This window comes from Natronococcus roseus, assembly GCF_043677095.1.
Lineage (GTDB): Archaea > Halobacteriota > Halobacteria > Halobacteriales > Natrialbaceae > Natronococcus > Natronococcus roseus.
In genome coordinates, this window is sequence record NZ_JBHLJR010000001.1 from 15,956 (window position 1) to 29,366 (window position 13,411).

At 68.2% G+C, this 13,411-nt stretch carries 10 protein-coding genes; 4 read left to right on the top strand and 6 right to left on the bottom strand.

Annotated elements, in window-relative coordinates; translation table 11 throughout:
* Window positions 1-43 precede the first annotated feature (43 nt).
* From ACFEMD_RS00120 to ACFEMD_RS00135, 4 genes are all read left to right on the top strand, one after another.
* Complete coding sequence (locus ACFEMD_RS00120) at window positions 44-1,378, top strand: NUDIX domain-containing protein (RefSeq protein WP_394738859.1); 1,335 nt, start codon at window positions 44-46, stop codon at window positions 1,376-1,378.
* A 514-nt stretch (window positions 1,379-1,892) separates the two neighbouring features.
* A complete protein-coding gene (locus ACFEMD_RS00125; RefSeq protein WP_394738860.1) occupies window positions 1,893-4,805 on the top strand; it encodes a M14 family metallopeptidase in 2,913 nt (970 codons plus the stop codon).
* A 54-nt stretch (window positions 4,806-4,859) separates the two neighbouring features.
* On the top strand, window positions 4,860-5,789 hold the full coding sequence (gene ddh, locus ACFEMD_RS00130; protein ID WP_394738861.1) for a D-2-hydroxyacid dehydrogenase: 930 nt from the start codon (window positions 4,860-4,862) through the stop codon (window positions 5,787-5,789).
* A gap of 2 nt (window positions 5,790-5,791) precedes the next feature.
* Window positions 5,792-6,292: a GNAT family N-acetyltransferase gene (locus ACFEMD_RS00135; RefSeq protein WP_394738862.1), complete on the top strand. Its 501-nt coding sequence runs from the start codon at window positions 5,792-5,794 to the stop codon at window positions 6,290-6,292.
* Between the two features lie 49 nt (window positions 6,293-6,341).
* Here the strand turns inward: ACFEMD_RS00135 and ACFEMD_RS00140 are convergent, their stop codons facing one another.
* The 6 genes from ACFEMD_RS00140 to ACFEMD_RS00165 form a co-directional block, all read right to left on the bottom strand.
* The gene (locus ACFEMD_RS00140) at window positions 6,342-6,851 is read right to left on the bottom strand and encodes an FKBP-type peptidyl-prolyl cis-trans isomerase (protein ID WP_394738863.1); all 510 of its coding nucleotides are present in this window, start codon (window positions 6,849-6,851) and stop codon (window positions 6,342-6,344) included.
* Between the two features lie 97 nt (window positions 6,852-6,948).
* The gene (locus ACFEMD_RS00145; RefSeq protein WP_394738864.1) at window positions 6,949-8,175 is read right to left on the bottom strand and encodes a polysaccharide deacetylase family protein; all 1,227 of its coding nucleotides are present in this window, start codon (window positions 8,173-8,175) and stop codon (window positions 6,949-6,951) included.
* A 164-nt stretch (window positions 8,176-8,339) separates the two neighbouring features.
* A complete protein-coding gene (gene engB / locus ACFEMD_RS00150) occupies window positions 8,340-8,957 on the bottom strand; it encodes a GTP-binding protein EngB (RefSeq protein ID WP_394738865.1) in 618 nt (205 codons plus the stop codon).
* A 24-nt stretch (window positions 8,958-8,981) separates the two neighbouring features.
* Complete coding sequence (locus tag ACFEMD_RS00155) at window positions 8,982-9,725, bottom strand: maleate cis-trans isomerase family protein (protein WP_394738866.1); 744 nt, start codon at window positions 9,723-9,725, stop codon at window positions 8,982-8,984.
* A complete protein-coding gene (locus ACFEMD_RS00160) occupies window positions 9,722-11,335 on the bottom strand; it encodes a hydantoinase B/oxoprolinase family protein (RefSeq protein WP_394738867.1) in 1,614 nt (537 codons plus the stop codon). Before ACFEMD_RS00160 ends, ACFEMD_RS00155 begins: the two co-directional genes overlap by 4 nt.
* Window positions 11,332-13,392 (bottom strand): hydantoinase/oxoprolinase family protein, encoded by a 2,061-nt coding sequence (locus ACFEMD_RS00165; RefSeq protein ID WP_394738868.1) that lies wholly within the window; start codon window positions 13,390-13,392, stop codon window positions 11,332-11,334. Before ACFEMD_RS00165 ends, ACFEMD_RS00160 begins: the two co-directional genes overlap by 4 nt.
* Window positions 13,393-13,411: the final 19 nt, after the last annotated feature.

Below are 13,411 nucleotides of genomic sequence, written 5' to 3' on the forward strand. Positions count from 1 at the left end.
CCGGTCCGAAAGCGACTCCTGGGTTCCCGACCTCGATTCGGATATGACCGCGACTACCGACGCCGACGACGACCGTGACCGTTCTCACGTCGTCACCGCCTTCCTCCGCAGCGACGGCGACGTGCTCCTGTTGTGCCGCAGCGACGCCGTCGGCACCTACGCGGGCTGGTGGGGCGCAGTTTCGGGGTTCGCCGAGGGGGAGCCGGACGCACAGGTCAGCACGGAGATCCGCGAGGAGACCGGCCTCGAGGACGACGCGGTGTCGCTCGTCCGCTCGGGCCGGCCCGTCGAGTTCGCCGACGCGGAGCTCGGGCGCGAGTGGGTCGTCCACCCCTACCTCTTCGACTGCGAGGACCGCGAGGTCGAACTGAGCGAGGAGCACGACACCGCCGAGTGGGTTCCCCCGACCGAACTCGTCGATCCCGACTCGGATCGCGAGACGGTGCCGGAGCTGTGGACCGCCTACGAACGAGTCGCGCCGACGGTTCGCTCGATCGCCGCCGACGGCGAGCACGGCGCCGCCTCCCTGTCGATCCGCGCGCTCGAGGTTCTTCGGGACCGTGCGGGCTTACTCGTCGCCGAGCGCGACGCCGGCGAGCCCGCGAGCGATCCCGACGAGGAGTGGGACGAACTCGTCGAACTCGCCCGTCGGCTGCTCGAGGCCCGGCCCTCGATGGCGGTCCTGCGAAACCGAGTGAACCGAACGATGGCCGACGCCGAGGCTGCAGCAGACGGAGCGCGAGCCGGCGCGCCCGCCGTCCTCGAGGCTGCCCTCGCGGGCATCGACCGCGCGCTCGAGGCCGACGCGGAGGCGGCGGCGACCGCGGCCGACATGCTCGAGGGAAGCGTCATGACGCTGTCGCGATCCGGCACCGTCCTCGAGGCGCTCCGCGCGGGCGAGCCCTCGCGGGTGTTCGTCGCGGAGTCCCGACCCGCCCGGGAAGGCGTCGGCGTCGCCGAGGCGCTGGCCGCGGACGTCCCCGTTACGCTGCACACCGACGCGGCCGCAGCGCACCTGCTCGCGACCGAGGACGTCGACCGGGTGCTCGTCGGCGCGGACACGATTCGCGCCGACGGCGCCGTCGTCAACAAGACCGGAACTCGGACGCTGGCGGTCGCCGCCGCACGGGAGGACGTTCCGGTGACCGTCGTCGCCGCCACGGACAAACTCTCGACCCGCGAGGAGCTGAACCTCGAGTCCGGCGACCGCTCGGCGGTGTACGACGGCGAGGCCGGTATCGACGTGGCGAACCCGACGTTCGACGTCACGCCCGCCGACTGCGTGAGCGAGGTCGCCACCGAGCGTGGGTTACTCGAGTCGGAGGCACTCGAGGACGTCGTCAAGGAACTGCGCGAACTCGAGGAGAGGCGGGCGTAGACGAAGACGTCGGTGGACGTTCGAGAGCCGGACTCCGTTCGAGCCGTCGGTGTTCGGTCCGCTCGAGCGGTCCGTTGCGTGGGGTTTTTGCGTGCGACCGGCGTAGGTCGGTCGTGGCGGCCGTGACGAAGAGTTACCCCCTCTGAGCCCCTTGTGACGAGGGATTTTCCCCGAGCCGCCATCGCTTTCGAACTCCCTGTAGTGCTGACTGAATCAGTTCACACACCGATCGTGTGATCCGGTGTGCACCGGCTTTCAGTGGCTACTGGAGTCACGACGCCGTTCTCCGTACTGCTAGTTACTGGACCCAACGATCTCAAAGCGAACAGCTCTCGTCGCAATCGAGTCCCCGCGTTCTCGTTTTGATCCTCCCTTCGAACGGGCAGATCCGGACGGCGAGCGTCGGTGGAAGTTCGCCGTTAGATTCCTATGAGTAGTATAATAAACCTAGTTAAACCGGTCGTTGTACTAGGTTCGTTCGTGCTTAAGTAACGGAAGCTTATGGGAACACAGTATGGGAGTGGAAAACTCACACGATCCCGGCCGGAGGACACAGAACCACGACGACCGAGCCGACGAGGACGCCGACTCCGAGCGCTACACGGCCGCGGCGGCGGCCGAGTTAGACGAGACGGCGTTCGAGGGCGGACCGATCGGCCGGCGGACGTTTCTCCAGGTAGCCGCGGCAGCGGGCGCGGCGTTTACGCTTCCGGGAACGGCGACGGCCGACGACGTTTCCGACGACGCGATGACGGACGTTTACGAGTTCGTCGTCAACTACTCGCGGGACGACTACGCCGCGCCGACGGTGCTCGAGTTCGAGGACCGCGACGCGCTGGCGGCGTTCGCCGACACCTACGAGGAGCCGATCGCCGACGACCTCGACCGCCCGCCGAAGGCGGTCACGCGAACGGAGCCGACGCCCGCTGCCCACGCCCACCTCACTGCCGACGAGGTCGGGGACGTCCTCGAGGATATCGGAGACGTCGACTCGATCGACTTTTCGCCGGGCTCGAACCCGTTTTGGAAGCTCGAGGGCGGGTACGACGACGGCGTCTTCCCGCCGGTAGAGGAGGCCCGAAACTACGCCTCCCATAAGGAAACTGAGGCGGCAATGCGCCACCTCGAGCGGGAGTACGACGATCGCGTCAACTTCGAGCGGATCGGTCACGGTCCCGGGCACGAGAACCTCTACACCGAAGCCGAACAGGATCCGCGCGACGTCTTCGTCGTCGAGGTGACGAACGATATTCAGGACGAGCGGGCGTTCGAGGAGAAGGAGAAGTCGGTGAACCTGGTCGGGATTCACGGCGACGAGCGCCAGGGCGTCGAGGCGGGGATCCGCGTCATCGAGGAGGTCGCGAAGGGCGAGGCCGAGGACTTCATGCATCTGCTCGACGACGTCGTCCTCGTTTTCATGTTCGTCAACCCGGACGGCTGGGTCGTCCGCAAACCTCACTACGAGTTTACCGACGACGACGGCGAACAGGTGTACAACTTCCAGCGGGGTAACGCGACGGGGCTTGACACCAACCGGCAGTACCCGACGATCGGCTGGGCCAACCCCGAGTTCTGGCCGGCGGAACCCGAGAACACCCCGGAGGTAAGGCCGGACGACGAGGAGGGACGGGGCTACCACGACATGGTTCCCGACGCGCTGGCGAACGTCGAACACCTGCGCGGGTACGAGAACGTCACGTTCCTCGTCGACTTCCACGGGATGCACGCCTCCGACTGGTTCATGCTGAACCTGGAGACCAACGCGCCGTTCGACCACGACGGACAACACGAACTCGACCAGGTCAACGTCCAGATCAGCGAGGACATGGAGTCGTCGCTCGGCGGGATCGAGGGGATCCAGGAGGACGTCGACCGCGTCGCGGTCGATCGCTTCGACCTCCCGGAGGAGGAGGCGCCGTACAACCCGAACGGGCTGTTCGACTACGGGACGATCTACGACTGCATCGGCTACCAGATCACCGGCGGGTTCCTCGGCTGGGCCGGCCAACCCGAGGAGTGGGGCGGACTCGGCGCCCGAACGGTCGCCCCGGAGATGGCCTGGGCGAACAACGACACTCACGACGAGAAGGAGTGGAAACCGTACATCGTTCGCCATCAAACCGAGGCTTACCGCATCGAGATGCGCCAGTACGCCGAGATAGCCGCCGCCGAGACCGAGGCCACCATCGCTACCGGCGACGCCGACACCGCCTACGTCGGCTCCGACACCCTCACCCGCGCCTCGAGCGATCTCTCCCACACCGACGGCTCGGAGACGGGACGCGGGCAGGGACCGCCCGCCCACGCGGAGGGAACCACTGTCGACAAACTCCACGACCTCGTCGAATCCGGTCTGGACGGCGGAACGACCGCAACTGCCGTCGAGGAGACGTCGACGCTCGCGGTGCGGTTTCACGCCCACGACCACGAGGGTGGGACGATCCGCGTGCGGAACCCGGCGGGCGAGGTCGCCTACGAGATCGACATGGCTGCGGACGCCGAGGGCGCCTGCTGTCTGAGCGGGCGGGAGCACTTCTACGTCTCCGACCCGAAACCCGGCGACTGGTCTATCGAGTGTGAGGGACCAGCCGTCGAGGTCGATATCGTGGCCATCGAAACCGACGCGGAACACGAGGATCCGGAGGCCGTCTTCGGCTATCCCCAGCGGGAGTACGAGGTCAACCCGATGCGGTTCTTCGAGGATCTCGAGCCGTTCCTCGAGGACGGGTCGATCGACGAGCTGAGCGTCCACCACGTTCGGGTCGGACGGCTGCTGCGGGGTCGGTCGGGCGAACGACAGTACGACAATCTGGTCGTCTCCCACGCCGAGGGGCTCGCCGACGGGGAGTACGTGGCCGCACTCGAGGCGTTCGTGGAGGCGGGGGGGAACCTCGTGTTGACAGACACCGGGGTCGCCCTGCTCGGCGCACTCGAGGTCGGCGGCGCCGCAGAGATCGGCGACGAAGATCTGCGGTCGCTCGAGGTACAGATCGCGAATCTCCGGGATCGGGAGTTCGATCACCACCTGCTGACCGACATCCGCGAGATGCAACAGGAGATGTGGAAACCGTCCCAGATCGGCTACACTGAAGACAACGACTCGCCCGCGACGGTCGTCGACGAAGCGGCGTTCGAAGCCGCTGGCGGTTCGGTCGCCGGCCGAATTGAGCAGTGGGAGGGCCCGTGGGATGAAGAAGAACTCGTCGACGAAGGTATCGCTGCCGGCTCGATCGAGGCCGGAGACGGCGAGATAACCGTCCTCGGATCGCTGCTGCCGCCCGCCCAGCAGACCGAACTCCACCCGTTCGGGATGGCGAACTACGCGCTGTCGTTCATGGGGCACACGCTGCTGTGTAACGCGCTCGGGTTCGAGCAGCGCCGGTACTACGACGGCGACCTGATCGGGACGTGGGGAACGGTGCGGTAGCGCCGTCTCAACGAGGTAAAGCTTCAACAGTCGGTCGCGCCTATCGGCGGCCGTATGACTTCCGTACCCGCACGGATCGGCGTCCACGAATCGGTCGAACTGGTGTTTCCGCCGTCGGAGCTCGCCGACTCCCTTTCGGAGCTTCCCGTCGACGTCGCCGTCATCGGCGACGACGAGATCGACTCCTGTGACGCCGTCGTCACCCTCGAGCACCGCGACGCCTTTCTCGAACTGGAGTGGGTCCACTCCATTCAGGCCGGCGTCGATCGCTTCCCGTTCGAGGAGTTCGAGGAGCGCGGCGTCCTGCTGACCAACAGTACGGGGATCCACGACCGCTGGGTCGGCGAGACGGTTGCGAGCTACCTGCTTGCCTTCGCCCGACGTCTCCACCGACACGTCGCGAACCAGCAGGAGCGACGCTGGGAACAACCCGACTGGGACGATGGCTTCACGCTGCCGGGGACGACTGCCTGCGTCATCGGTACGGGTACCCTCGGCAGCGGCGTCGCCGAGGTATTGGGCTCGCTGGGCGTTCGGATCACGGGCGTTCGCCGCTCGGGTGACCCCGTCGAGGGGTTCGAGGAAGTCTACGCGAGTGAGAACCTGCTCGAGGCCGTTTCCGACGCTGACTTCGTGATCGTGACGCTCCCGTTAACCGAGGAGACCCGCCACATGTTCGACGCCGACGTCTTCGAGTCGATGGCCGACGACGCCTACCTCGTCAACGTCGGCCGCGGCCCGGTCGTCGACGAGCCGGCGTTGATCGACGCCCTCGAGACCGAGTCGATCGCGGGCGCGGCGCTAGACGTCTTCGAGACCGAACCGTTGCCCGAGGAGTCACCGCTGTGGGAGATGGAGGAGGTGATCGTCTCACCTCACTGTGCGGCCTTCTCCGAGGACTACTATCGGGCCGTCGGCGACCTCGTCCGGGAGAACGTCGACCGGGCGGAGCGCGGCAAATCGTTCCACAACCGGGTCGTCTGACCGTGTCGACCGTCGGGGTCCGACGCGCGAAACCGGACGACGCCGAGGCGATCGCGGAGGTCCACTCCGCGGCGATCCGCGAGCGCGGCGCGGGCTACGACGAGCGGGAGCTGCGAGCCTGGCTCGCGAACGTCCATCCCGAGCGGTATCCGATCGGCGAGCGCGAGGCGGGGATCGACGTGCTCGTCGCCGAGCGCGACGATCGGATCGTCGGGTTCGGCTGGCTCGATCGCGATCCCGCCGAGCGGGACGGGTCGATCGGCGAGGTCGTAGCCGTCTACGTTCGTCCGGACGCCGTCCGCGAGGGGATCGGCACGGCGATCCTCGAGCGACTCGAGGGAATCGCCCGGGAGGCGGGACTCGCGGAACTCGTCCTCGTCCCCTCGAAGAACGCGATCGACTTCTACCGCGGCCGGGGGTACGACCCCGACGAGACCGTCGCACTCGAGATGACCGCGGACGTCTCGCTTGCGGGCCTCCGGATGCGAAAGCACCTCTCGTAGCGCGGATCGCGGGCGTTCGACGGGATACAACGCGGAGTTCGTTCGATCGTCACTCCCCCGACGACGGGTCCTCGCGCACCTCGAGCACCTCGAGTTCGATCTCTACCGGAACGCCCGCGAGCTCGTGGTTGAAGTCGACGGTGGCGGTGTCGTCGTCGACAGCCGTGATCCAGCCGGTCTTCCCATCGTCGGTGTGGACCTGCGTCTCGGTCTCGAGCGAGCCCTCGGCCGGCGAGTCGTCGATCTCCTCGAGCGGGAACTCGACGACCCACTCCTCCTCGTGCTCGCCGAACGCCCCCTCGGGCTCGAGGCGAAACGTCGTCTCGACGGGCAGCTCCTCGGGTTCGGCCTCGAGTTCCCGCAGCGCCCGCTCGACGCCCGGTACGACCGCCCCCTCGCCGACGCGGATCTCGAGTGGCTCGTAATCGCGCTCGTCGTGGTAGATCCCCGTCTCCCTCGCGAGTTCCGGGTCGGTGGTGTCGAACGGCTCTCCCGCCTCTCCGTCGTCGACGATACGTCCCGTGTAGTGACAGATCGCGACCTGCCCGAGTTCGACCATCGTCTGTACCGACCACGGTCACGTCCAAGAAGCCGTCGCCGGCCGTCGTCTGCCGAGGGTCTGTATGGGTAGCCTCGAGGATGTGTCCTGACCGCGTTCACTCCCTGAGACGCTGAAGAGCAGCTCGCCCGGCGACCGCGACGGTCGCGAGCAGCCCCGTCCCGGCGGCGATCGCGGGACCGTTCTCCCGAACGGTCGAGCCGGCTCCGTCCCCGCTCGAGTCGCTCGCGCTCTCGTTCGTCGCCGCCTCGCCGTCGTCATCGCTCTCGATTTCCTGACCGTCGTCTTCCTCGCCGTCTTCCTCGGTCCCCAGCATCTCGTCGGGACCGACGTCGAGGTCCGAGAGCGCCTCGCGGAGCGTGACGATCTCGAGGTCCCGCGCTTTCGCCTCTTGAATGGCAAAGCGGACGCGCTCTTCGGTCGTCTCGTCGAACTGGCTGTGGCCGACGACGATCCCGAGGTACTCGCCAGCGGCGACCTGGTCGTAGAACGCCTCGATCTCGGACTCGGTCGAGGACTGGCCGTCGATGCTCGTCCGTCCGAGATCGTACGGGTCGATGTCGGCGATCCCGTTCAGCCCGTCCCCTTCGCGGTTCGCAAAGCCCGCGTAGTGCTCTTCGACCAGCTCCTCGACCAGTCCCTCGCTGCGGCCGAAGGGGGAGACGAAGTAGTCGACGTCGACGCCCATCTCCTCGAGCTCCGCCTTCGAGCCGACGACCTCCTCGCGGATTCGCTCGTCGGTAAAGCGGACGAACGTCTCCCCCGCTGTGAACGACTCGCCGACGGGATCCTCGAGCTCGAGGTAGAACCCGTCGTCGTCGTCCTCGCCGCCGCCGGCGATGGCGTTCTCGACCGTTCCGTCCTCGTTTCCGACGACGATCGGTTCGTCCTCGTGATCGCCGAGGAAGCTACCGTCGACCGAGAGCCGCTCGTCGTCCGGCTCGGCCGGTGCGGTCAGATAGAGGTTGCCGACGACATCGTGACTCGCCGTATGGGACATGATCTCCCACCCCGCCGACTCCATCTCGCGGAGATGTTCCGGAAGCAGCCCCCACCCGGTGTCGACGTACTCCGTGACGGCCGCACAGCAGGCCGGTACGCCCTCCTCCTGGTGAACCGGGAACGTCTGGTCCCAGTCCTCGCGCCAGCTATCGTCGTAGATGAACACGAGCCGTCCGTTCGTCTCTCCGTCGTTGCCGTCGCTGGCCGCGGTTGTTCCGGCGCCGACCAGCGCGAGCAGGCTCGCCGCACCGAGTCCGAAGAGTCCGCGTCGGGTGGTCCGCACCTCGAGGGCCGAGACACCGGCCCCTCGATCGTCGTCCATACTCGAGGACGTCCCGTCCGGGCTATTATTATCGTTCGATTAAGCGCCGAGAGTACTCGAGCACCGTCCCGAACCGTGTCGGAGACCAACATAGCTCGTCTGCTCCGGGGGTCGAAGTGGAGACGCCACCCGAACCCGGGAGAGCGAACGAAACGGGGACCCGATCAAAAGAACTTGAACAGGTCGTCCCGGCCCTGCTCGTGGAGGTGGTCGCGAACGGCCTCATTCAGGGGGTCGATCCGCCCCTTCTTGGCGGTGATCGGCGCGATCGTCTCCTGCCACTGTTTCCAGGGCGGGAGCAGCCCCAGCCGATCACAGAGTTCGTTCAGGCGCTCGTCGCGGTCGTCGACCTTGTCCATCTTGTTGACCGCGACCACCGTCGGAATATCGAGTTCGCGCAGGAAGTGGTACATCTCGACGTCGTAGGGGATCTCGTCCGGGCCGGAGTGACGGTCGATGATGTCGATGACGCTCTTGCCGTCGACGACGAGGACGGCCACGAGAACGTTGTCGGCGTACTCCTCGAGGTAGCGGACGATATCGGTCTTGATCTGCTCGCGGCGATCCTCGTCGACGCCGCTCATGAAGCCGAAGCCGGGGAGGTCGGTGACGACGAAGTCCTCGGCGGTCCAGTCGAAGTGGTTAGGCTCGCGGGTGACGCCGGGTTTACCGCCGGTGTCGAACGTGTGACCGGTGATCTCGCGCATGAGCGTCGACTTGCCCACGTTCGAGCGGCCGACAAGGGCCACCTCGGCCTCGCGGTCGGGACGGGTGTCGAACATACTCGATCGTCGTCTCGCCGCGGTTTATACGTGGCGCGACGGCTCCGGGAACAGCGCTCCCGGCGCCTCCACCGCGATATCGAGGCGGCGACAGAGATCCCACAGCGTCGCGCCGTTGCTCGTGACCACCGGGACGCCGAGTTCGGCCTCGAGATCGCCGACCGCCTCGAGCGAGCGGTAGTTCGTACACGAGAGAAACACGGCGTCGATCGACGCGGCGAGGTCGGCGTCGACCACCTCCAGCACCTGTTCGTGCGCATCTTCCGGCTCGAGCATGCCGATTTCTGTATTCGCTTCGATCCTCCGGCCCTCGATCGCGACGACCTCGAACCCCGCCGCCTCGAGGAACTCGCGTTCCTTTGCGTCGAGGTCGGCGGTGTAAGGCGTGACGACGGCGATTCGCTCGGCGCCGAGGGCCTCGAGGGCCCGACACACCGATCGAGCCGTCGCGACGGCCGGAACGCCCGCCGCCTCGCCGATCTCGGCCTCGAGCTCGGCGTCGAAGCCGGGACCGTGAAGCAGGCTGCCGGTCGTGCAAGCGTAGGCGACGGCGTCGACGTCGGCGTGGCCGAGCAGCTCGCCCCCTCGAACCGCGTTGTGACTCATCGCGTCGAGCGCCTCGACGGTGACCGACTCGAGGGCCATCCGCGCCGCGTGGACAGTCGTCCCCTCGGGGGCGAACTCGCGGAACTCCGGTTCGGCCGTCGTGTTCGAGGAAGGAACGATTAGCCCGAGTCGGAGGGGTCGGTCGGAGTCGTCGTCGCTCACGGCTTCTCACCGTCCGTGACCGTGCCGTCGGCTCGATCCTCCTCGAGCGCCTCCGGGTCGCGTTCGTCGGGGTCGCCGTGGCCGCCGCCGCCGGGCGTCCGGACGGTGATCGTCGTTCCGGCCTCGACGTCGACGGTCGTCTTCGCGGCGACGGGTTCGCCGTCGATCAGATTCTCGCCGACGGTGCCGTCCTCGCCGCCCGCGACGCCGCTCGGCGCGTGCCGTCTGCGTTCGGTCAGCAGCGACACCGTCGCGTCGGTCTCGACGGTGAGGCTGCGCTCGAGGCCGAGTCCGCCCCGGAATCGGCCGCGACCGCCACTGTCGGGACGCAGGGCGTAGCGGTCGACCCGGAACGGGTACTCCGTCTCGATCGATTCGACGGGCGTGTTGAGCGTGTTCGTCATCCCGACCTGGACGCCGTCCATGCCGTCGCTGTCGGCTCGAGCGCCGAACCCGCCGCCGATCGTCTCGTAGTAGGTAAAGGAGCCGTCGCGGGCGCCGACGGTCAGGTTGTTCATCGTCCCCTGGCTCTGGGCGGGGACGCGCTCGGGCGCGGCCTTCGCGAGCGCCGTAAAGACGACGTCCGTCGCCCGCTGGCTGGTCTCGACGTTGCCGCCGACGACCGCGGCGGGCGGGGTCGGATTCAACAGCGACCCCTCCGGCGCGTCGACGGTGACGGGCTCGTAGCAGCCGTCGTTCGGCGGGATCTCGGGGTCGGTCACACAGCGGACGACGAAGTAGACCGCGCTCTTCGCCACGGCCAGCGGCGCGTTGAGGTTCCCCGTTACCTGACTTGCCGTCCCCGCGAAGTCGACCTCGACCGACGCGCCGTCGATCGTCACCGACGCCCGGAGTTCGATATCCTCGTCGGTGATACCGTCGCCCTCGAGGACGTCAGTCGCCTCGTAGGTGCCGTCCGGAAGGTCGCGAAGCTTGGCGCGCATCCGGTCGCCGGAGTAGTCGATCACGGCGTCAAAGCCCGCGAGGACGGTTTCGCGACCGTGTTCGTCGAACAGCGCCTCGAGGCGCTCGGCGGCCCGCTCGTTCGCCGCCAGCTGCGCCCGGAGGTCGGCCCGCCGCTCTCTGGGGTTACGGACGTTCGCGAGTACGAGCGCGCGGACGTCCTCGCGAACCTCGCCACCCTCGACGAGCTTCGTCGGCGGGAGCCTGAGTCCCTCCTGGTAGATCTCGCGGGCGCCCGCTGGCATGCTGCCGGGAGTCATCCCGCCGACGTCAGCGTGGTGGGCCCGCGAGACGGCGTAGCCGACGATCTCTTCGGCGACCGTGATCGGCGACACCATCGTCACGTCGGGCAGGTGGGTGCCGCCGGCGAAGGGGTCGTTGAGGACGAACACGTCGCCGGGTTCGGGATCGTACTCGCGGACGGCGTCGACGGCTTCGGGCATCGCGCCAAGGTGGACGGGGATGTGTTCGGCCTGGGCGACCATCCGCCCCTCCGCGTCGAACAACGCCGTCGAGCAGTCACGACGTTCCTTGATATTCGGCGAGTAAGCACCTCGAATGAGCGTCTGGCCCATCTCCTCGGCGACGCCCTCGAGCTGGTTGCGCAGTACCTCCAGAGTGATCGGGTCGATCTGTGCGTCGCTCATCGGGAATCATCCTCCGTCATGACGACGGTTCCGTCCTCGAGCACGTCGCCTGCCCAGCCGGGCGGGACGACGGTCGTGCTCTCGGCCTGTTCGAGCACCGCAGGGCCGTCGACGACCCTCTGAGACTGGAGGCGATCGCGCTCGTAGACGGTCGCGGTTCGTGCGCCGTCGACGTCGGGGAAGTACGCCTCGCGCGTACCGAGACGGGCGTCGCCCCCTCCCTCGTGACGGACGGTCGGCGAGGCGCCCTCGACGGTGGCCGACGCTCTGAGCGTGACGATCTCGACCGCCTCGTCCATCCGGTAGCCGTAGGCGCGCTCGTGAGCGGCGTGGAACCGCTCGGCGACGGCCTCGAGGTCGACGGCGTCGTCGACCCGAACGGTCAGCTCGAAGCTCTGTCCGGCGTACCGGCAGTCGGCGGCGCGTTCGATCCGCGCGGCGCCGGGGTCGGAGGCGTCGGCGAGCACGCGCTCGACGAGCTCGTCGTAGACCGCGTCGACGCGGTCCGGCTCCGCGTCCGCGCGGGCGAGCTGGACGGTCCGGGCGGCGTCGTAGCTCTCGTCGGCCGCGAGCAGCCCGAACGCCGAGAGCACCCCGCCGGGCCGGGGGACGACGACGCGGTCGACGCCCAGCGAGTCGGCCAGCGCCGCGGCGTGCATCGGTCCCGCGCCCCCGAAGGCGACCAGCGCGAACTCGCGGGGGTCGTGGCCCTGTTCGACGGTTACCGACCGAATGGTTCGGGTCATCGTCGCGTTCGCGACCCGGTAGACCCCCTGTGCGGCCTCCAGCGCACCCTCGAGGCCGGTCTCCTCGGCCAGGTCGGCGAGCGCGTCGCGGGCCGCATCGACGTCTAAGGTCATTTCGCCGCCGAGCGCGGTGTCGGGGCCGATGTAGCCAAGCACCACGTTGGCGTCGGTGACGGTCGGCTCGGTGCCGCCCTTGCCGTAGCAGACCGGGCCGGGCTCGGCGCCCGCGGATCGAGGGCCGACGCGGAGGGCGCCGCCGTCGTCGACCCAGGCGACCGAGCCGCCGCCCGCGCCGACGGTGTTGACGTCGACCATCGGCGTGCGGATCGGGAGGCCGTCGATCTCGGCGTCGGTCGTCCGCTCGGCCTCGCCGTCACGGACGAGGCTCACGTCGCTCGAGGTGCCGCCCATGTCGAACGTGACGAGCCCCTCGACGTCGGCGTCGTCGACGGTCGCCGCGGCGCCGACGACGCCCGCTGCTGGCCCCGACAGCGTCGTCGTCACGGCGTGTTCCCGAACGGTCTCGGGGTCGGCGATCCCGCCGTTGGCCTGCATGATCTGCGGGGCCGGCAGTCCGAGCTCCTCGGACTCGTCGACCAGTCGGCCGACGTAGCGGTCGATCGCGGGCCGGACGTAGGCGTCGACCGCGGTGGTCGAGGTGCGCTCGAACTCGCGGAACTCCGCGAGCACCTCGTAGGAGGCCGAGACCGGCACCTCGAGCTCCTCGCGCAGGACCTCCGCGACTCGTCGCTCGTTGTCGGCATCGGCGTAGGCGTGGAGCAGACAGATCGCGACGCTCTCGACGTCCTGCTCTCGCAGGGTCGCCGCGAGGTCGCGGACCTCATCGGGGTCGACCGAGCGCTCGACGCCCTCGGCGGTGGTCCGCTCGTCGACCTCGAACCGCCGCCGTCGGGGGACGAGCGGCTCCGGCTTCTCGGCCTCGAGATCGTACAGATCGGGCCGATCCTGTCGACCGATCTCGAGGACGTCCCGGAACCCCTCGGTCGTCACGAGCGCCGTCTTCGCGCCGCCGCGCTCGAGCAAGGCGTTGACCGAGACGGTCATCGCGTGGGCGAAGGCGTCGATCTCGCCGGGATCGATGCCGGCGTCGTCGCAGGCCTTCGCGATCCCCTCGAGGACGCCGACGTGCTGTCTGTCCGTCGTCGTCGGCACCTTGGCCGTGACGAGGCGGTCGTCGGCGGAGAGGGCGACGTCGGTGAAGGTGCCGCCAACGTCGACGCCGATTCGGGTGGCGTCGTCGCATGCTGGTTGCGTGTCCGTGCGTCCGTCGGATGCGGTTGTGTCGTACATGTCTGAAAGTGAGAGGTTC

What these genes read in the sequence shown, in the direction of transcription:
- ACFEMD_RS00125 (WP_394738860.1), top strand. Translation starts at nt 1,893, where the DNA reads ATGGGAGTGGAAAACTCACACGATCCCGGCCGGAGGACACAGAACCAC.
- ACFEMD_RS00120 (WP_394738859.1), top strand. Translation starts at nt 44, where the DNA reads ATGACCGCGACTACCGACGCCGACGACGACCGTGACCGTTCTCACGTC.
- ACFEMD_RS00145 (WP_394738864.1), bottom strand. Translation starts at nt 8,175, where the DNA reads ATGGACGACGATCGAGGGGCCGGTGTCTCGGCCCTCGAGGTGCGGACC.
- engB (WP_394738865.1), bottom strand. Translation starts at nt 8,957, where the DNA reads ATGTTCGACACCCGTCCCGACCGCGAGGCCGAGGTGGCCCTTGTCGGC.
- ACFEMD_RS00160 (WP_394738867.1), bottom strand. Translation starts at nt 11,335, where the DNA reads ATGAGCGACGCACAGATCGACCCGATCACTCTGGAGGTACTGCGCAAC.
- ACFEMD_RS00165 (WP_394738868.1), bottom strand. Translation starts at nt 13,392, where the DNA reads ATGTACGACACAACCGCATCCGACGGACGCACGGACACGCAACCAGCA.
- ACFEMD_RS00140 (WP_394738863.1), bottom strand. Translation starts at nt 6,851, where the DNA reads ATGGTCGAACTCGGGCAGGTCGCGATCTGTCACTACACGGGACGTATC.
- ddh (WP_394738861.1), top strand. Translation starts at nt 4,860, where the DNA reads ATGACTTCCGTACCCGCACGGATCGGCGTCCACGAATCGGTCGAACTG.